This window comes from Prescottella equi (assembly GCF_002094305.1).
GTDB classification, from domain to species: Bacteria; Actinomycetota; Actinomycetes; order Mycobacteriales; family Mycobacteriaceae; genus Prescottella; species Prescottella equi.
In genome coordinates this window covers 218,118-235,311 of the sequence record NZ_LWTX01000005.1, presented here as the reverse complement: position 1 = coordinate 235,311, position 17,194 = coordinate 218,118, and the positions used below count along the sequence as shown (strand labels likewise).

At 70.9% G+C, this 17,194-nt stretch carries 19 protein-coding genes; 13 read left to right on the top strand and 6 right to left on the bottom strand.

Annotated elements, in window-relative coordinates; all coding sequences use genetic code 11:
• Window positions 1-57 precede the first annotated feature (57 nt).
• The 6 genes from A6I89_RS15000 to A6I89_RS24640 all read left to right on the top strand — a co-directional run bounded on the left by A6I89_RS15000 (window position 58) and on the right by A6I89_RS24640 (window position 3,400).
• Window positions 58-576 carry a P-loop NTPase family protein gene (locus tag A6I89_RS15000; RefSeq protein ID WP_022597575.1) on the top strand — a complete coding sequence of 173 codons (519 nt, stop codon included), beginning with the start codon at window positions 58-60 and terminating at the stop codon, window positions 574-576.
• Between the two features lie 40 nt (window positions 577-616).
• A complete protein-coding gene (locus A6I89_RS14995; RefSeq protein WP_022597574.1) occupies window positions 617-1,393 on the top strand; it encodes an ESX secretion-associated protein EspG in 777 nt (258 codons plus the stop codon).
• Window positions 1,394-1,491: 98 nt separating this feature from the next.
• Complete coding sequence (locus A6I89_RS14990; RefSeq protein WP_022597572.1) at window positions 1,492-2,019, top strand: YbaB/EbfC family nucleoid-associated protein; 528 nt, start codon at window positions 1,492-1,494, stop codon at window positions 2,017-2,019.
• Window positions 2,012-2,326 carry a WXG100 family type VII secretion target gene (locus tag A6I89_RS14985; protein ID WP_022597570.1) on the top strand — a complete coding sequence of 105 codons (315 nt, stop codon included), beginning with the start codon at window positions 2,012-2,014 and terminating at the stop codon, window positions 2,324-2,326. Before A6I89_RS14990 ends, A6I89_RS14985 begins: the two co-directional genes overlap by 8 nt.
• The gene (locus A6I89_RS14980) at window positions 2,326-3,222 is read left to right on the top strand and encodes a WXG100-like domain-containing protein (RefSeq protein ID WP_022597568.1); all 897 of its coding nucleotides are present in this window, start codon (window positions 2,326-2,328) and stop codon (window positions 3,220-3,222) included. The genes A6I89_RS14985 and A6I89_RS14980 overlap by 1 nt, the downstream gene beginning before the upstream one ends.
• A gap of 13 nt (window positions 3,223-3,235) precedes the next feature.
• On the top strand, window positions 3,236-3,400 hold the full coding sequence (locus tag A6I89_RS24640) for a hypothetical protein (protein WP_022597566.1): 165 nt from the start codon (window positions 3,236-3,238) through the stop codon (window positions 3,398-3,400).
• A gap of 10 nt (window positions 3,401-3,410) precedes the next feature.
• Here the strand turns inward: A6I89_RS24640 and A6I89_RS14975 are convergent, their stop codons facing one another.
• On the bottom strand, window positions 3,411-4,463 hold the full coding sequence (locus A6I89_RS14975; RefSeq protein ID WP_022597564.1) for a DUF2804 domain-containing protein: 1,053 nt from the start codon (window positions 4,461-4,463) through the stop codon (window positions 3,411-3,413).
• Window positions 4,464-4,472: 9 nt separating this feature from the next.
• Window positions 4,473-5,222 (bottom strand): SDR family NAD(P)-dependent oxidoreductase, encoded by a 750-nt coding sequence (locus A6I89_RS14970; RefSeq protein WP_005518042.1) that lies wholly within the window; start codon window positions 5,220-5,222, stop codon window positions 4,473-4,475.
• Window positions 5,223-5,547: 325 nt separating this feature from the next.
• Between A6I89_RS14970 and A6I89_RS14965 the strand changes: the two genes are divergently transcribed.
• Window positions 5,548-6,849, top strand: coding sequence for an ROK family protein (locus A6I89_RS14965; protein WP_232244779.1), 1,302 nt, complete (start codon window positions 5,548-5,550; stop codon window positions 6,847-6,849).
• A gap of 19 nt (window positions 6,850-6,868) precedes the next feature.
• Here the strand turns inward: A6I89_RS14965 and A6I89_RS14960 are convergent, their stop codons facing one another.
• From A6I89_RS14960 to A6I89_RS14945, 4 genes are read right to left on the bottom strand one after another with little or no spacing between them, the layout of a single operon-like run.
• Window positions 6,869-8,122 carry a hypothetical protein gene (locus A6I89_RS14960; RefSeq protein WP_022597561.1) on the bottom strand — a complete coding sequence of 418 codons (1,254 nt, stop codon included), beginning with the start codon at window positions 8,120-8,122 and terminating at the stop codon, window positions 6,869-6,871.
• Window positions 8,119-9,468: a lipase family protein gene (locus tag A6I89_RS14955; RefSeq protein ID WP_022597559.1), complete on the bottom strand. Its 1,350-nt coding sequence runs from the start codon at window positions 9,466-9,468 to the stop codon at window positions 8,119-8,121. Before A6I89_RS14955 ends, A6I89_RS14960 begins: the two co-directional genes overlap by 4 nt.
• A 20-nt stretch (window positions 9,469-9,488) precedes the next feature.
• Entirely contained in the window at window positions 9,489-10,508 is a 1,020-nt protein-coding gene (locus A6I89_RS14950; RefSeq protein ID WP_022597557.1) for a tocopherol cyclase family protein, read from the bottom strand.
• Window positions 10,509-10,557: 49 nt separating this feature from the next.
• Entirely contained in the window at window positions 10,558-11,331 is a 774-nt protein-coding gene (locus A6I89_RS14945) for a PIG-L family deacetylase (protein WP_022597555.1), read from the bottom strand.
• A gap of 119 nt (window positions 11,332-11,450) precedes the next feature.
• Between A6I89_RS14945 and A6I89_RS14940 the strand changes: the two genes are divergently transcribed.
• The 6 genes from A6I89_RS14940 (at window position 11,451) to A6I89_RS14915 (ending at window position 17,191) form a co-directional block, all read left to right on the top strand.
• Entirely contained in the window at window positions 11,451-12,638 is a 1,188-nt protein-coding gene (locus tag A6I89_RS14940; protein ID WP_022597553.1) for an MFS transporter, read from the top strand.
• 23 nt (window positions 12,639-12,661) lie between these two features.
• Window positions 12,662-13,543, top strand: coding sequence for an alpha/beta fold hydrolase (locus A6I89_RS14935; RefSeq protein ID WP_022597551.1), 882 nt, complete (start codon window positions 12,662-12,664; stop codon window positions 13,541-13,543).
• 25 nt (window positions 13,544-13,568) lie between these two features.
• Window positions 13,569-14,903, top strand: a complete 1,335-nt coding sequence (gene mshA / locus A6I89_RS14930; protein ID WP_013417014.1) for a D-inositol-3-phosphate glycosyltransferase — start codon at window positions 13,569-13,571, stop codon at window positions 14,901-14,903.
• On the top strand, window positions 14,900-15,454 hold the full coding sequence (locus tag A6I89_RS14925; RefSeq protein ID WP_022597549.1) for a type III secretion system chaperone family protein: 555 nt from the start codon (window positions 14,900-14,902) through the stop codon (window positions 15,452-15,454). The genes mshA and A6I89_RS14925 overlap by 4 nt, the downstream gene beginning before the upstream one ends.
• Window positions 15,455-15,872: 418 nt before the next feature.
• Window positions 15,873-16,202 (top strand): transglycosylase family protein, encoded by a 330-nt coding sequence (locus A6I89_RS14920; RefSeq protein ID WP_005518053.1) that lies wholly within the window; start codon window positions 15,873-15,875, stop codon window positions 16,200-16,202.
• Window positions 16,203-16,390: 188 nt separating this feature from the next.
• Entirely contained in the window at window positions 16,391-17,191 is an 801-nt protein-coding gene (locus A6I89_RS14915; protein ID WP_022597547.1) for a helix-turn-helix domain-containing protein, read from the top strand.
• Window positions 17,192-17,194: the final 3 nt, after the last annotated feature.

Below are 17,194 nucleotides of genomic sequence, written 5' to 3'. Positions count from 1 at the left end.
CTCGTCGAAGTGCCACTTCTCGACGCCACTTCTCCTCTCCCGTGCCGACCCCACCGAGTGCTGGTCGCAGGGACGTCGGGTTCGGGCAAGACGACCCTCGCTGCCCGGATCGGGGCAGCGCTGGATCTTCCGTTCACCGAGATGGACGCCCTGCACCACGGGCCGGGCTGGACACCGCGCCCCGAGTTCCTCGCCGACGTCGAAGCGTTCACGTCAGGGAACCGGTGGGCCACCGAATGGCAGTACGGCGCGGCGCGTCCGCTGTTGGCGGAGAGGGCCGACCTGCTCGTGTGGCTCGACCTTCCGCGTTCGACGGTGATGCGACAGGTCACCGTCCGCACACTGCGCCGGCGGATGCGCCGCGAGGTGCTCTGGAACGGAAACGTCGAGCCACCGCTGTGGACCGTCTTCACAGAGCGCGACCACATCATCCGCTGGGCGTGGCGGACCCATGCCGACGGGGCGCGGAAGATCGCCGAGGTGCGCGAGCGGTGGGAGGATCTGGTGATCGTCCGTCTGCAGTCACGAGCGGAGGTCGAGGACTGGGTGGATCGGGAACTGTCCCGACATCGGTGACCGAGGGAACCGAACGACGTCGGGCTGCGTCTACCCCTTCGTGGCTGAGTATTCGAATCGACCGGCGTCCGGCAGCGAGTGGCGGTTCACCGGGCTCGAGTTCCAGGTCCTGTGGCGGCAACTCGGGCTCGACCGGCTGCCGTATCCGCTGCGCTACCGCCCGGTCGCCGAGACCCAGGACGACCTGGACCGGCAGCGTCGGGACGCGTCGGCGGCGTTGCTGCCCCGGCTGACCGAGGCCCTCCACCGGCACCTGGTGGCGCTCGCGGAGCCGAGGGAGCGGATCGAGGTGTTCGGTTTCGCCGGCCGGCCCGACACCGCACCGGTGCGGTTGCACGCCGGGATCCGCGGTGACACGGGCACGCTCGCGATCCAGTTGCCCGGCCCCGACGTCGACACGGGCGGCGACGTGCTGCTCCGAGGTGTCGCGCCGACGCGGATCCCCGACGCCATCGCATCGGCACTGCCGCGCATCCCCGCCGGGTCGCGGTCGCCCGTCCGGTTCGGCCGAGCCGACCTGCACTCCGGTCCGGGCTCGGTGCTCACGTCCGCAGGATCAGTCGCGTTGCGCGACGAGGTACGCGCCCTGCTGGGTCGGCCCCGCAGCGGCACCGGGGAGATCACCGCGTTCGCGGGCGTCGCCTACGACAGCCGCCCCACCGACGACGGCGTCGCGCTGCACTGGCTCGACTTCGACGGCGACGGCCGCTACGTCCTCCGGGGCGACGCCGATGTCGTGGTCCGGCCCGCGGGGCCGGCCGACGTCGCGGCCGAGGTCCGGGCGCTGCTCGACACGGTGCGGGTCGCGGCGGGCTGATCGACTCCGGATGCAGGGGAACCGAACTGCCGCCACCCGCGTCCAAGGAGACAGAGGGGTGCGAAGGGGTTCGCAGGGGATCGAACGGAGGGGGATCGATGATTCACAACGGAGGGGACGAGCGGCAGGAGTCGCGGCAGCGGCTGCGGGAGGGCAACACCGTCCTACGTGATCGGGTGGACACGATGCTCGAGCGGTTGCACGAGCAGACCGCGGCACTCGCGGCGGCGCAGGGGGCCGCCGCGAACCTGAAGGCGGAGGGCGCGTCGGCGGACGGGCTGGTCCGGGTGACCGTGGACGCGTCCGGCACCGTGGTGTCGACGAGGCTCGATCCGGCGGCCTTCTCGCGATCCACACCGGAACGTCTCGCGGATTCGTTCAGTGCGGCAGCGCAAGCGGCGTCGCACGAGGTACGAACTCGCGCAACCGAACTGATGACTCCGGTGGCGGCGATGGCCGCGGAGTTCCCGGACCTCACCGACCTGGTCCCCGGGGCACCGAGTATTCGGAACCTCGTGCCCACGGTCGCGACCGGGTTCGCGGCCGCCACGCCGCAGGACGCCGCTGACGCCGACGACCGCCACGACTGGCGGGCGCCGATCCTGCGGGAGGCGCACCGTGACTGACGGCATGTGGATCGAGGTGGACCGGGTGCGATCGGCCGCACCACGTTTCGACCGGGTCTCCGACAACCTGGTGGACGTGCGGCGGCAGCTCGACCTCGCGCTCGACGCGGAGGGAGCGAGCTGGGGCTCCGACGCGACCGGTGCCGCCTTCGCGGCCGACTACGTGCCCGGCGCGGAGGGCGCCCTCGCCGCGCTGCGCAACCTCTCCGACGTGCTGACCGGCATCGCGGGCGGGTTGCGGGACACGGCCGCGGCGTTCGAGAACACCGACACCGGCTTCTCCCGCACACTGGGCGGGGGCCGCTGATGGGCATCGAGATCCCCGGATCGCTACGGGCCGTCGCGTCGCTGGCCTCGGGACAGGACTGGCCCGAGGCGGACGAGACATCGCTGCGCCGGCTGTCGGACGCGTGGGAATCCGTCGCGACCGACGTCGAGCGGATCGGTGCCGGTGGCGACGACGCGATGCAGGCGGCGCTCGCGGGTGTGGCCGGAGCGGTGAACCAGGCGATGACCTCGCACTGGGCGACGGTCGGTGGGAGCGACGGCGCGATCAAACAACTCGTCGGGCTGTGCCGGGAACTCGCCGATGCGTGTGAGTCCACGGCGGCCGACGTCGAGGAGGCCAAGCTCACCATCATCGCCGCACTCGTGGCGCTCGCCGCGCAGATCGCGGCGCTCACCGCGTCGGCCGTCGCCACGTTCGGTGCCAGCACCGCCGCGATCCCGGCAGCCCAGGTCGCCACGCAGCTCACGATCCGCACCATCATCACGGAACTGCTGCGCCGGGTAGCTCAGGAGGTCGCGGTGAGCGTCGTCCGGGAGGTGGCGATCGCCGGCGGCATCCAGGTGTACCAACTCGCGCAGGGGCAGCGGGACGGACTCGATTTCGGGGCGCTCGGCAAGGAAGCCCTCGGCGCCGCGGCCGAGGGTGTGGTCACCGGCCTCCTCGGCCGGGAGGGCGCCGGCGGGATGGTGCTCGACGGCGTCGAGAACGCCGGCCGCCGCGTCGCGACCGGAGTCGCCGTGGACCTCACCACCGGCGGCGTCGGCGCGGCCGCGGGCGACCTCGTCAAAGGTGAAGACGTGAGCGTGGAGAGCGTGCTGAAGGGCGCGGTCCTCGAGGCGTCCGACGGGATGCGTGAGGGCGGCCGCGTGCCCGAACCGGCATCGCCCCCATCGAGCTCGCTGAACATGAACTAGGAGGAGCGCGAACATGATTCCCGCGATTCTGCTCGTCTGTGTACCACTGTTCGTCGCACTGGTCGGGCACTCCGCGTACCGGGTGCGCCAGGCCGACCGCGAACACCGGGCGCGGATCGACGGCGTCCCGGCTCCGGCCGCGGAACCGCCGCCGCCCGCGACCTACACGGAGTGGTGACGGCGCCCGCTCACCAGCGGTTGCGGACCTCCTCGGCGAACCCGAGGAGGTCGGTCACCTCCATCCGGCTACCGTCGTCGAGCACGACATGGCCGGTGAACCGTCCGAAGACCTGATGCTGGATCGACCTCAATACCTTGAAGTCCACCGCGGCGGCGCGGTCGAGGATCGGTTCGAAAACCATCTCGAACCGGCCGTCGTTGCTCGAAAACTTCCACGGCGCACCGTCGTACGTGCCCTCGGGCAGGTGGAACATCACCCGGTCCAGCTTGTGCGCGACGCCGCCGACGAACACCATGTTCTCGCTCGCCGCGGACGTGTCACCGAAGCCGTACCCGATGTTGAAGCCGAACGGGCGGCCGTCGACGACACCCGACGCCGACCCCCAGTACCACGTGTTGTCGTACGTCCACACGCCCCGACCCCAGTCGAAGACTCCGAACGCGGACTCCGGTTCGAACACGACGGTGTCGCCGCCGACCGTCACCTGGCCGGTCGCGGGCAGACAGTTCATCTTCTGGTTGTAGTAGAAAGCCTTGGGCGCCTTCGGGAACGGCGTGGCGATCACCATTCGGGCAGGAGCGGAGCCTGCGGAGCGGCCCGAAGACGCCGTGTCGGGCCGGGCGAGACGTAGTTCGCCGCGCAGGCCGCGGCCGCCGTCGAATCCGGGGTGGTCGATGCTCAGCACGCGGCCACCCGCGTCGTGCCGGAAGGCGATCCGCATCTTCTTGTGCTCCACCACGACGTCGCCGGTGTCGGCGCTCGCGGGCAGGCCCATGCGGCCCAGCGGAAACGGCAGCATCACGTTCTCGGTGACCTCGCGCCGGTTGCGGAGGTCGAGCCAGGAGACGCCCAGCAGCCCCATGTAGCCGTTGTCGGCGACCGTCAGCGCCAAGCCGTGCTCCGGGGTGAGGACGCAGTAGTAGTCCCACTCCTTGATCCGCCACGACGGCGCGGTCACCGCCGCACGGTCGTAGCGGCGGACCTCGGCGTCGGCCCACCCGGCCTCGGCGAGGTGTCCGCGATCGTCGAGGAGCGGTCCCGGCTGCAATCGGTGCTGCATGCCGCGAGGTTAACCGGTGGTGCGGTGGAATCGTCCGGTATCGGCCTGGTCTCGTGGCTTGACGATGATCTGGTCCAGGTTCACGTGCGGCGGGCGCGACGCGACGAATCCCACGATCTCGGCGATGTCCTCCGCGATCAGCGGGGTGATGCCCTCGTAGACCTTCGCGGCGCGCTCGGCGTCGCCGTCGAACCGCACCAGGGAGAACTCGGTCTCCACGGCGCCGGGGGCGATCTCGGTGAGACGCACCGGCTTGCCGAGCAGTTCGCCGCGCAGCGTGCGGTGCAGCACGGCCTGCGCATGCTTGGCCGACGTGTAGCCCGCGCCGTTGTCGTACGCGGTGAACGCCGCCACCGACGTGACGGTGACGATCAGCCCGTCACCCGACGCGATAAGCTTCGGCAGCAGGGCCTTCGTCACGCGCAGCGTGCCGAGGACGTTGGTCTCCCACATCCACCGCCAATCGTCGAGGTCCGCGTCCATGACCGGGGCGAGGCCCTTCGCGCCGCCGGCATTGTTGACGAGCACGTCCACGCGGGGGAGGACGGCGCAGAACGCGTCCACGGAGTCCTCGTCGGTGACGTCCAGTTCGAGGGCGGTGCCGCCGATCTCCGCCGCGATCGCCTCGAGCCGATCCAGCCGCCGCGCGCCGAGCACGACGTGGAATCCCTGGCCGGCGAGGGTGCGGGCGGTGGCTTCCCCGATGCCGGAGCTGGCTCCGGTGACGACTGCGACGCGGGTGTCCAGTGGCAGGCTCATGACCCGATCGTAGTGCCGACACCCGGGCGTCGTCCGGGACGGGGGAGGCCCCGGTTGCCCGCGGGATGCTAACTTGATCGTCATGTCGTCCGGCGCCACCTCCGCACCGCGGGTCACCTACGTGACCGCCGCGCTGGGTTCCCGGCTGCCGCACCCGCGGGAACTCTGTTGTCCCTGCCGCATCGCTCGCCGCTAGTTCCGCGCTGCTCACACCGTAGATCCGTGCCGGTCCACCGACGCCCTCGTCGGTAGCGATCGCCGTCGGCAGCGCGTCTCCCATACCGCGTCGACATCCGTCCCCTCGGGGACGAGGCAAGGACATGCCATGCTCACCGCAGCGCCTCCCGTCACCGGAAGATCTGTGACCGCCCGCACCACCAGTTCCCGTACCGTCCGCAGCACCCCGCCCCGGCCCGCGACCCGGTCGCGCATCGTGCCGCCGACCCTCGGCATCGCCGACGGCCCCGCCGCCGCGGTGTTCCGGGTGGCCGCCGCCGGTGGACCCATCTCCCGCGACGAGGCCACGCGGGCAACGGGTTCGAGCATCGCGACCGTCAACCGGCATGTGTCCGCGATGATCGCGGCCGGGCTGCTGCGCGAACGCCCCGACCTCGTCGCGGCCGGCGCGGTCGGGCGGCCCCGCGTCCCGTTCGAGGTGGACCACGAATCGCACCTGACCGTCGGCATCCACATCGGTGCCGTCGTCACCAGCGTCATCACCGCCGACCTGCGTGGACGAATCCTCGGTGCAATCGAGATCCCCACCCCGCGTGGCGCGTCCGACGCCGCGCTCGCGACGATCACGGCCAGCGCGCGTGGCTTCGCGGCGCGCTGGCACCGCCGCCGGCCGCTGTGGGTCGGCGTCGCGATCGGTGGCCGCGTCGAACCCGAGACCGGACTGGTGGAGCACCCGCGGCTCGGGTGGTCGGGGGCCCGCGTCGGTGACATCGTCGGGGCGGGGTTCGGTCTCCCCGTCTCGGTGGCGGCGCACGTAGAGGCGATGGCGGCATCCGAGTTGCTGCTCACTCCACAACGCGCCGACAACGCCGACGCGCGCGGCGGCGGACTGTACTTCTACGCCCGTGAAACCGTCGGTCTGGCACTGACACTCGACGGGAAGGTGCACACCCCCACGGCCGGTCCCGGGTCGATCGTGCACCTGCCGACGGCGTCGGACGCGCCGTGCGACTGCGGTGCGACCGGCTGCCTCGAGGCGGCGGTCAGTGACCGTGGAGTGCTGCTCGCGGCGCGACGAGCCGAGGTGCTCCCGGCCGACGGGCCGTTGCCGCCCGTGGCGACGGTCTACCGGGCCGCACGGTCGGGGTCGGCTGCGGCGCAGCAGATTCTCACCGAGCGGGCGCAGGTCCTGGGTCGGGCGGTGGCGATGGTCCGCGATCTGTTCAATCCGGATCGGGTGATCCTGGGTGGGCAGGCGTTCACCGACTACCCCGAGGCCGCACCGCAGGTGGCGCGTGCGTTGTCGGAGGCGTCCCGCGTCGCCGGCGCCGACGTGCGCATCACAGGATTCGGCAACCGTGTCCAGGAGCATGCTGCGGGCGTCGTGTCGCTGAGTTCGCTGTACTCGAACCCGTTGGCGGCGATGCGGAAGGCCACCGTCCGGGTGTGACCCTCCGCATCGCGCGGGTTCAGAAGTACTGAGCCTGAGTGGTCCGAGCCATGGACAGCAGCATCTGCGGCAGCCGCGCCAGCGCCCGCTGGTCGCCGATCTGCTGCTCCATCGGCTTGGACAGCGTCGCTCGCCACAGGTCGGGCTGAGTGTCCTTGAGCGCGCGGTACTTCGGCAGCATCTGCTCGGTGATGTACGTCCAGCGTGCGTCGCGGTCCGACCAGTTGAACGCCGGCAGCGGGGTCTGCAGACGCCACTGCGGGCCGTCGGCGACGGTGCCCGTGAGATGACCGGCGGTCAGGACCAGCGGATCGGCCTCGCGCGGTGGGACGACGCCCGGGATCGCGGGATCGGCGGCGACGGTGCTGAGGTAGGTCAACGCCCGGCCCACCGCCCCCCGGTAGTTGCGGGCGGCGTCCCACTGCGCGCCGATCGACTGGTACTGCTCGCGATACAGGAGATCCTTGTTGCCCTCGACGACCTTGTCCGGGTCGCCGGTGTCCACCTTCCGCCAGGCCTGATAGGCGTTCTCGTCGATCAGGCCGGCGTCGCGGTACTCGTCGATCGCCGTCATGCCACCGGCGAGGTAGGCCTCGTGCTGCGGGATCAGGTCCATGAAGATGTGCTTGCTCATCGCGATGACCTGCGTCTGGAAGTGGGCGATGTCGTCGGCGGTGACGACGGCACCCACCTCGAGGACCGCGCGCACGTCCTCCGGCAGGTTCGCGGTGGCCGGTGCCGCGGCGGAGTCGAGCGCGCCGACGACGGTGGCGATCGCGTCCCGCACCGCGCGGACGTCGAGCACGACGCGCCCGAGGTCGACATCCATGATGCCCGCGGCGAACGACGGCCCGGCCATGCCGCCCTGCCCGGTCCACAGGAAGTTCGGATTCTCGAGTTGCAGGCGCTCGTAGTAGCGGAACGTGTTGGCGAGGTTCTGCTCGTTCGCCGCCAGGCCCCGACCCGCGTCCCAGTTGTTCAGATCCAGGCCGGCCTTGCGAGTGGCCGTTGCGAGCCAGAACTGTTGCAGCAGAGCCTTGTACCGCGTCGGCTCGACACCCTGCGTGCGCGCCCGGTCGAGCAGGGCGCCCAGCTCGTCGGGGTCGGTCGAGAACGACGGGTTGACGCCGCCGTTCGACTCGGCATTCTCGTTCGACAGCGGGGCGTCGAGGTAGCCGTCGAGCTTTCCGTCCAGCGCAGGGTCGGCGGTTGCCACCGCCGTCGGGACGAACAGGAGCGCGGCGGCGAGCGCGCCGGTGAGCAGTTTCCTCATCGAGTCGTCTCCTCGAACTTGCCGACGAACCAGTCGACGTTCTGCATGCCGAGCATTTCGGTGCCCACCCGGTAGGGGTCGGTCAGGACGTCGGTGACGCCGCAGTGACTCGGCTCCACCGTGACGTCGGTACCGCCCGCGCGGTACGCGGCGATCAGGTTCTCGACGTCGGAGTAGGGGACCAGGAAGTCGTCCCGGCACGAGGTGATCAGCACCGGCGCCTTCGGTGCCTGCTGACCCATGCGGTTCTCGGCGTAGGCCCGGGCGAAGGCCGGATTGTCGGCGGGGCGCCCGTGCGTGTACAGCGCGCTCAGCGGCATGAAGGGCATCAGCAGGTAGGTCTGCTGGCACGTGCGGTTGAAGAGGTCCGCGACCTGCTTGCCGAGCGGGGTCAGCTCCCTGTCGAGGTCGATCTCGGGGTAGCGGGCCGCGTAGCCGAGGGAGTTCGCGAACACGAAGCCCGCACCGATCCCGCCGTCCGCCTTGCGTTCGAACGTGGCGCTGTCGATCACCATGGCTTGCAGCACCGTGCCGACGACGTCGAGTTCCGGCGCGTACGACGCCTGCTTCTCCGCGGCGAATCCGGCAGCTACGCCGCCGCCGGCGATGCCGTAGATCCCGATCGGGACGTCCCGCTCGAACTCGGCCTCGGGTAGCGCGATCGCGGCGCGCAGGCCGTCGAGCGTTGCGGCGCCGGAGAACTGGCCGATCGAGAACCCGTTGGGTGCGGGATCGCCGTCGTTGGCGGTGTCGCTCATCATCACGGCCCAGCCGTTGCCGAACATCTGCGCTACGGGCCCGAGCGCCGAGAACAGCGACGGGTCGTCCTGGTCGGTGCCCGTCCACTGCGCGCTCGGCATGCAGCCCGGTCCGAGGCTGTCGTTGGCCTCGGAGTAGCCGATGAGCTTGCGATCCTGCGGCGCGGTGCCGTCCTCGGGAATCATGAGGATTCCGGTGCTCACCACCCGGGAACCGTCGAAATCGGTTGTGACGTACATCAGTTGGTACCCGCGCACGTGCGCCGGCTGCACGCCGTACACCTGGACGGTCGCCGGGCGGGCCTTGAGTAGCGTTCCGGGGGCGAGGTCGGCGACGGGTGGGGCCTGGAACCACGGATCGGTGACGGGGTGCCGGGGCCGCCACTGCTCGGGCGGCGCGATCCGGCCGTCCCGGAACGTGTCGAGCACGAACGGCCCGAACACGTCGCCCATGTCCACCGTGTCCGGTGCCGCCGGTGCCGCCGGTGCCGCCGGTGCCGCCGGTGCCGCCGCCACCGTCGGCGCGCCGACCAGCAGCGCCGCCGCGGCGACCGCGGTCGCCGCGAGTGTCGATCGAAGCCTGCGCAAGGATCCCCCCCTCGAATTCTTCAGTTCTGTGTGTCCCCGCACGCGCGTTCGCGCCGTCGGAGTTCGTCGTGCGCCCGAGAGATCCCACCCCACTCGAGCCCCGCCAGGTGTGATGCACCCGACAGACGACATCGACCATTGTGACTCAGCGTTACAGACAACCTGCCGCCGAGGTGCTCGAGCGCACCCGGGACGTTGCGGTGCTGGTTGGGCAGCGGCACCGGCAATACGTGGGCGTCGCCGCGCCTCGCCTCGCCTCGAATCTCCACCGACCACCGGCGGCTACCACCGCTGAGCTGCCACGACTCGTCGTCCACCCGCGCTCGGACCGGGGAGAGCACCGGATTCCCGACCCGGACCACGGTGCCGTCGGGCAACGCCACGACGACAGCGGTCACCTCGGTGCGCAGCGGGCCGGCCGTGACGACGCCACCGGCGAACGCGACGCACACCCGCGGGTCGTCGAACCCCTGCGCCTGGCCCCACCACCACGCCTCGGGGAAACCACCCCGGCCCCAGTTCTTCTCGCCGTACACCTGGGCGCCGTCGAGATCCCAGCGTTCGCCGTCGACGTCGGCCCACCCCTCGGCGCGGCCCCCGAGCAGCCACGGGTGCCAGTACTGGTTGAGCGCGGGCACCGTGTGGAAGACGCTCGACCCGCCCAGCCGTCGGCGCGGCCACTCGAACCGGTCGGTGATCCGGACGTCGATGCGCGCGCCCGGTCCGAGGTCCACGCGCAGGCGGTCCCGAGTGCCGTGGAACGCCGAGCCCGCGAACGCGCCCAGCCCGTGCGGATCGGCGGACGCGACGGGATGTGCTGCACTCCTGAGGAATCCGCCCGGATGCGCGCCCAGGCCCAGGGTGGCCCACGGCCCGTCGGCGGCGCGGTTGATGCCGGCGAGGGCGATCAGCACCCGGCCGGTGTCGCGTTGGGTGAAGCGCCAGAAGTAGCCCTCCATCGCCACGCCGTGCGCGGCGAGTGGATTCCCGAACGGCACGTCGGCGCCGGTCCGTCGGTAGCGCGCGGGGAGACCGGGCATGAGCCGATGCTAGGTCGGCCCGGGGTGAATCCGCAGGCAGTTGGCGGTATCAGAGGGGGAGCGCGGTCTCGGCCAGTCCGCTCGGTGCGCCACGGCGACGGAACCACTCCTGGCCGAACGCGGCGTGCAGCTGTTCCTCCGGCATCTGCAGGAACGGGCCGAAATCGCCGATCTGCGTCTCGTGCGCGAGCATCGCGGCACGCTTGGCAGCGAGCGCGGCCGTGACGTCGACGACCGTCGTGATCTCGTCGTCCGACAGGCCGAAGGTCTCGAAGTCGGGCGGAGTCGCCTCCTCGCTCCACTCCGGGTTCGCCGCCATCATGCGTCGGATGTGGTCGCGGCTGACCGCGGCCTCGTACACGTGCGCGACGTTCGCGAGTTCGGCCGCCCGGACGCCGACATGGTGGACCTGCACGTGGTCGGGATGGCCGTAGCCGCCGTTGGGGTCGTAGATCGTCAGGACGTCCGCGCCCTCCTCGACCAGGATCTCGGCGAGGCGGGCCGCGGCGGTGTCGACGTCGACGTTGCAGAAGGCGTCCGGGTGCGCGTTCTCCGGCGTCCCGGCCATACCGGAGTCGGCGTAGTGCAGCATCACCACCCGATGCGCGCCCAGCACGGTCGTCGACGCCTCGAGCTCGCGGCGACGACGCTGCGCCAGCGTCTCGCCGTCGCCGAGCAGGCCATCCGGCACCTCGCCGAGCGCTCCGTCGGTCGCGGTCACCACCACGACCCGGTGCCCGGCGTCGGCGGCCTGGCGCATCACGCCGCCGGTCACGAAGACCTCGTCGTCGGGATGTGCATGGAAGCAGACCAGAACGCTCATGCGGAGAATGCTTACACCCCGGTCGGACCCGGGGGCAAGGGTGCGAGACTTCTCCCGACAACTGGTTACCGGCCGGCGCGGCGCGCCTCGTCGCGGATGGTTCAGGAGAGACACCGGCAATGATCGGTACGTACCGGGAGATCTTCGCCGCCCGCGGGTCGGCCGCGTTCTCCGCGGCCGGGTTCGTCGCGCGCCTGCCGATCGCGATGGTGGGCATCGGCATCGTGACCATGCTGTCGCAGTTGCGGGGTGACTACGCGGTGGCCGGTGTACTCTCGGCGGTGTTCGCCCTGTCCTACGCCGCGATCACGCCACTGGTGTCGCGCGCCGTCGACCGGTACGGGCAGCGTCGGGTGCTGCCGGCCGCATCCGCGGTGAGCGCGGGCGCGCTCGCCACGCTGCTGCTGTGTGTGCGCATCGGGGCACCCGATTTCGTGCTGTTCCTGCTCGCGATCCCGGCCGGCTGCATGCCGACGATCGGGGCGATGGTCCGCGCCCGGTGGACGGAGCTGTATCGCGGGCAACCGCAGTTGCGCACCGCGTTCGCCTTCGAGTCGGTCCTCGACGAGGTCTGCTTCATCGCCGGCCCGGTGATCTCGGTGGGTCTGTCGGTGTCGGTGTTCCCGGAGGCCGGTCCGCTGCTGGCGCTGATCCTGCTGGTGGTCGGCACGCTGGCCCTCGTCGCGCAGCGCGGCACCGAACCGGCCGTCGCCGAGCGGGACGCGCATGCCGGTGCCTCGGTGGTCCGGAACCCGGCGATCTGGGCGCTGGTGGCGGTGATGCTCGGGATGGGCACGATCTTCGGTGCCGTCGACGTCACGAGCATCGCCTTCGCGACGGACCGGGGAGCTCCCGCCGCCGCGACGATCGCGCTGGCCCTCTTCGCGGGCGGGTCCGCGGTGGCCGGCATCGTCTTCGGTGCGCTGCGTCCCGGTGCGGCGCTGCGGCGCCAGCTCGTGTTCGCCACCGTCGTCGTCGCGGTCCTGGTGTGGCCGCTGCTGCTCGTCGACTCGATCCCGATGCTCACCGCGGCACTCGCGCTTGCCGGCATCTCGATCGCGCCGACACTGATCATCGCGACGACCCTCGTGGAGGCGGTCGTCCCGCAGCACAAACTCACCGAGGGCATCACCTGGACCGTGACCGGCCTCGGCGTAGGGGTCGCCGTCGGTTCGGCGCTCGCCGGGCAGATGATCGACGGCTTCGGCACCCGGGCCGGATTCGCGGTGGTGGTGGTCGCGGGCGCGACGGCGTTGGTCGTCGCCCTGACCGCCTACCTCCTGCACCGCGCGCGCAGCGCCCGGTGACCGCGGCCCCTTATGGTGACGCCATGGCCATTCGCGAAACCGTCAGTGCCGACGGCACCACCATCGTTTATCGAGCGTTCGGTAATGTGGCCTCCAGGCCGCTCGTCCTGATCCACGGATGGGCGCAGTCGTCGCGCTGCTGGGGCGAGCAGGTCGTCGACGCGCTGGCGGAGCGGTACCGCGTGATCGCCCTCGACCTGCGTGGACACGGCTGTTCGGGCGTCCCCGCTGCGGGCTACGACGACTCCGCGAACTGGGCCGCCGACGTCGACGCGGTGCTGTCCGCGGAGGGGATCTCCGCGGGCGCGGCGCTGCTGGGCTGGTCGTACGGCGGGTTGGTGATCTGCGACTATCTCGCCGCGCACGGGACGGGAGCGGTCGACGCCGTGGTGTTCGTGGGGGCGATCACGAGCATCGGACGCGGTGAGCGCGGCGGCGCGGTGGGACCGGCGATGAAGGCCGCGATCCCTGCCGCGATGGCCGAGGACCCCGACGTCGCGGTTCGGGCCCTGGGCAGTTTCGGGACGGCGCTGACCGGTCCGCTCGGCGGCGATGCGGCCCGGGGCGCTCTGTCGCAGGCGCTGTTCGGTGCAAGCCTGTCCACCCCGCCGCGGGTGCGGTCGGCGCTGTTCCGGCGGGCTGCGAGCCACGACGACGTGCTGCGCGCCCTCGACGTCCCCGCCCTGGTGCTGCACGGCACCGCCGACGCTGTCGTCGACGTCTCTGCAGGTGAGCACGCCGCCGAGCTGATCCCGCAGGCCCGTGTGTCGTACTGGGAGGGTTGCGGGCACGGCCCGTTCGTCGAGGATCCGGCGCGGTTCGTGAGCGAGGTCGACGGATTCCTGTCGGACCTCGGGGAGGGTGTCCCGGTCGGCGAGAACAGCGCGGGCGCAATTACCTCCTGACAGAGCGACAGGGCAGTATGGACGCGTGACACCCAAGCACAGTGCGACGCCGAGACGGGTCGCGGTTCTGTCCGTACACACGTCGCCGCTGGCCCAGCCGGGCACCGGCGATGCGGGTGGAATGAACGTGTACGTGCTGCAGACCGCCATCCAGCTGGCCCGCCGCGGTGTCGAGGTCGACATCTTCACCCGCGCCACGTCGTCGGCCACGCCGGTGGTGCAGGACGCGGCGCCGGGTGTGCGGGTGCGCAACGTCGCGGCCGGCCCGTACGAGGGTCTCGACAAGCACGAACTGCCCACGCAGCTGTGCGCGTTCGCTGCCGGTGTGCTGCGGGAAGAGGTTCGGCACGAGCCCGGCCACTACGACCTCGTGCACTCGCACTACTGGCTGTCCGGGCAGGTCGGCTGGCTGGCCCGCGACCGGTGGGGGGTGCCGCTGGTGCACACCGCGCACACCCTGGCCGCCGTGAAGAACGCGTCGCTCGCGGAGGGCGACACCCCCGAGCCGGCCGCCCGGCAGATCGGTGAGCAGCAGGTGGTCGCGGAGGCCGACCGGCTCACCGCCAACACCGTCGACGAGGCCGCGCAGCTCACCGCCACGTACGGCGCGTCGGCAGACAAGATCGACATCGTCGCGCCGGGCGCCGACCTTACGCGCTACCGGCCTGGCGACCGTCTCGCCGCCCGCGCTGCGCTCGGCCTCGACCCGTCCGAGACCATCGTGACGTTCGTCGGCCGGATCCAGCCGCTCAAGGCTCCCGACGTGCTGCTGCGCGCCGCGGCCGAGGTGGCCGGCCGGCGTCCGGACCTGCCGCTGCGGGTACTGGTGGTGGGCGGGCCGTCCGGTACCGGGCTCGACCGACCTGATTCGCTGATCGAGCTGGCCGCGGCGCTCGGCATCACCGCACGGGTGACGTTCCTGCCGCCCCAGCCGCCCGACCGGCTCGCCGACGTGTATCGCGCGTCGGATCTCGTTGCGGTACCGAGTTATTCGGAATCGTTCGGGCTCGTCGCGATCGAGGCACAGGCGTGCGGAACGCCGGTGATCGCTGCCGACGTGGGCGGTCTCGGTGTGGCCGTGCGCGACGGCCTGACAGGCATGCTCGTCCAGGGGCATCGCATCGACGACTGGGCGGCGGCGCTCGAGTCGCTCGTCGCGTCGCCGGACCGACTCGACGAACTGGCGGCCCGCGCGCCGCGGCACGCCGAGAACTTCTCGTGGGAGCACACGGCGGACGCGCTGCTCGCGAGCTATCGGGCCGCGACCGCGATGTATCACCGGGCGGAGGGCGGCGAACTCTGGCAGCGTAGGCCACGCGGGTTGTGGAAATTGCGTCGGACGAGCGGAGTGCGAGCGTGAGCGAACAGGAACCGACGGCGGACGCCGTCAGCGGCATCATCGATGCAGCCCTGAAGGAACGCGAACTGGACTACAGCCGCCGGGGCGAGAACCAGTTCGTCGTGGAACTGCCGGGCGAGCACAAGCTGAAGACGACCACACTGCTCACGGTCGGCAACCACGGCGTCCGGGTCGAGGCGTTCGTGTGTCGCAAGCCGGACGAGAACTTCGAAGGCGTCTACAAGTACCTGCTGCGCCGCAACCGCCGGCTGTACGGGGCCTACTACACGATCGACAAGATCGGCGACATCTACCTGGTGGGCCGGATGTCCGCGCACGCGGTGACCGGCGCCGAGCTGGACCGAGTGCTGGGCTCGATCCTCGAGGCGGCGGACGGCGACTTCAACACGCTGCTCGAGTTGGGATTCGCGTCGTCGATCAAGCGCGAGTGGGCCTGGCGGGTGTCGCGGGGCGAATCGCTCGCGAACCTCGAGCCGTTCAAGCACCTCGTCGAGGATGCGCAGGACGCACCGAGTGGAGCCGGATGGGGTCCCGACCCCCGGTCGCAGTAACGACTCACGGGCGGCCCGGCTCGTTATCCGGCCGAGATTTCGTGACCGCGTTCACTAAATCCGAGTGACCTGAGTCACATTACGGTTATGCAACGACGCCGGTACTCGACGGCAATTCTGCACCGCTGAGCTGCGACTTTTACCAGCTCATGGCGTATTTCACGTACGGGTGTCCCACAAAATCGACCCGTGACCTTTCCGTAATCGGTGCCTACGGTTGTAACCAGCTCGAGACGAACGAACTCGAGAAGCAACAACCGCAAGGAAGCAAGACCCCGACCCGCCGCCGCCGGCTCTGCCCCGCGGGATCGGACGGAGCAAGACCTTCGAGGGGCAGAAGCGAGGCCCAACCCGAGCCCGGATCGACGTCGTCGTCCGCAGGCCGCCTCGCCCGCAATACGGAGAGGATCCACCCCCCATGGCCAAGTTCGACATCAAGCGCACCATCGGTACCGTCGCCGCGACCGCGGCCCTCGTCGCCGCCCCCTTCGCCCTGAGCACCGGCACCGCCAACGCCGCCTCCGGCAACTGGGACGCCGTCGCGCAGTGTGAGAGCAGCGGCAACTGGGCCGCCAACACCGGCAACGGCTTCTACGGCGGCCTGCAGTTCACCGCGAGCACCTGGCAGTCGTTCGGCGGCTCGGGCATGGCCCACCAGAACTCGCGCGAAGAGCAGATCCGCGTCGCCGAGAACGTCCTGGCCGGTCAGGGTCGCGGTGCATGGCCGGTGTGCGGTCAGTACCTCTGATCGACCACCGAGTTCGACAGTGGGGCTGGGCTGAGCCCCCGCGGACGAGCTGAAGGGTCCCTTCGTGCGCTACCAGCGCACGAAGGGACCCTTCAGCCATTCTGGGGCGAGCGGAAGGCCTCGCGACCTGATCTCCTGATCTCCCGCAAGCACTTAGGTTTACCTAAATAAGTTTGTATACTGCGCGCATGTCGATTGCATGCGAGTCGCGGCCCGCGCCCGGGCCGCGGGCGGTCGCGTATCCGTACTCGATGACCACCGGAGCACACCGGTGCCCCGTCCGGCGTTCGTGGCGACCGCACAGCCATCCCGAACACGAACTGTTGTGGGGGCCGACGGGCGGCAGCCTGCAGGTCGCTGTCGACGGGATTGACTGGATCGTCCCGCCCGACACCGGTCTCTGGGTTCCCGCTGGGCTGGTGCACGCCGCGTCGGCTGCACCGGGTACCACCTTCTACTGCACGTACTTCCGGCCCGAGGCGCGGGCGTGCCCCTGGACGCGCCCCGGATTGTTCGGGGTCAGCCCGCTCCTGCGTGAGGTGCTGCTCCACATGCACCGCGAGGACATGCCGGACGAGGCGCGAGCGCGAGCGGAGCAGGTCGCGTTCGACATGCTCGCGCCGCTCGACGAGCGGATCGACGTGGTGCCGCTACCCGCCGATCCGCGGGCCCGGCTGGTGGCCGAGGCACTGCTGGCCAACCCGGGGGACCGGCGGAACCTCGCCGAATGGGCCGAGACGGCAGGAGCCAGCGTGCGGACGCTGACGCGGGTGTTCTCGCAGGGAACCGGGATGACTTTCGCGCAGTGGCGCACCGACGTCCGGATGCGTGCCGCGGTCCGGTATCTCGAGGCCGGTGTGCCGGTGTCGGTGGTGGGACGCCGGGTCGGCTACGACACTGCCAGTGCCTTCGTCGCGGTGTTCCGGCGCGCGACCGGCCGGACCCCCGGCACCGTCCTCGCCGAGGGACGGATCCGGTCGACGGCGTGAGTG

Bases quoted from the DNA above. Each gene is read 5' to 3' on its own strand.
- A6I89_RS14935 (WP_022597551.1), top strand. From the start codon at position 12,662: ATGGCCATTCGCGAAACCGTCAGTGCCGACGGCACCACCATCGTTTAT.
- A6I89_RS14965 (WP_232244779.1), top strand. From the start codon at position 5,548: ATGCTCACCGCAGCGCCTCCCGTCACCGGAAGATCTGTGACCGCCCGC.
- A6I89_RS14945 (WP_022597555.1), bottom strand. From the start codon at position 11,331: ATGAGCGTTCTGGTCTGCTTCCATGCACATCCCGACGACGAGGTCTTC.
- A6I89_RS14915 (WP_022597547.1), top strand. From the start codon at position 16,391: ATGTCGATTGCATGCGAGTCGCGGCCCGCGCCCGGGCCGCGGGCGGTC.
- A6I89_RS14990 (WP_022597572.1), top strand. From the start codon at position 1,492: ATGATTCACAACGGAGGGGACGAGCGGCAGGAGTCGCGGCAGCGGCTG.
- A6I89_RS14940 (WP_022597553.1), top strand. From the start codon at position 11,451: ATGATCGGTACGTACCGGGAGATCTTCGCCGCCCGCGGGTCGGCCGCG.
- A6I89_RS14980 (WP_022597568.1), top strand. From the start codon at position 2,326: ATGGGCATCGAGATCCCCGGATCGCTACGGGCCGTCGCGTCGCTGGCC.
- A6I89_RS14975 (WP_022597564.1), bottom strand. From the start codon at position 4,463: ATGCAGCACCGATTGCAGCCGGGACCGCTCCTCGACGATCGCGGACAC.
- A6I89_RS14920 (WP_005518053.1), top strand. From the start codon at position 15,873: ATGGCCAAGTTCGACATCAAGCGCACCATCGGTACCGTCGCCGCGACC.
- A6I89_RS14970 (WP_005518042.1), bottom strand. From the start codon at position 5,222: ATGAGCCTGCCACTGGACACCCGCGTCGCAGTCGTCACCGGAGCCAGC.
- A6I89_RS14950 (WP_022597557.1), bottom strand. From the start codon at position 10,508: ATGCCCGGTCTCCCCGCGCGCTACCGACGGACCGGCGCCGACGTGCCG.
- A6I89_RS24640 (WP_022597566.1), top strand. From the start codon at position 3,236: ATGATTCCCGCGATTCTGCTCGTCTGTGTACCACTGTTCGTCGCACTG.
- A6I89_RS14960 (WP_022597561.1), bottom strand. From the start codon at position 8,122: ATGAGGAAACTGCTCACCGGCGCGCTCGCCGCCGCGCTCCTGTTCGTC.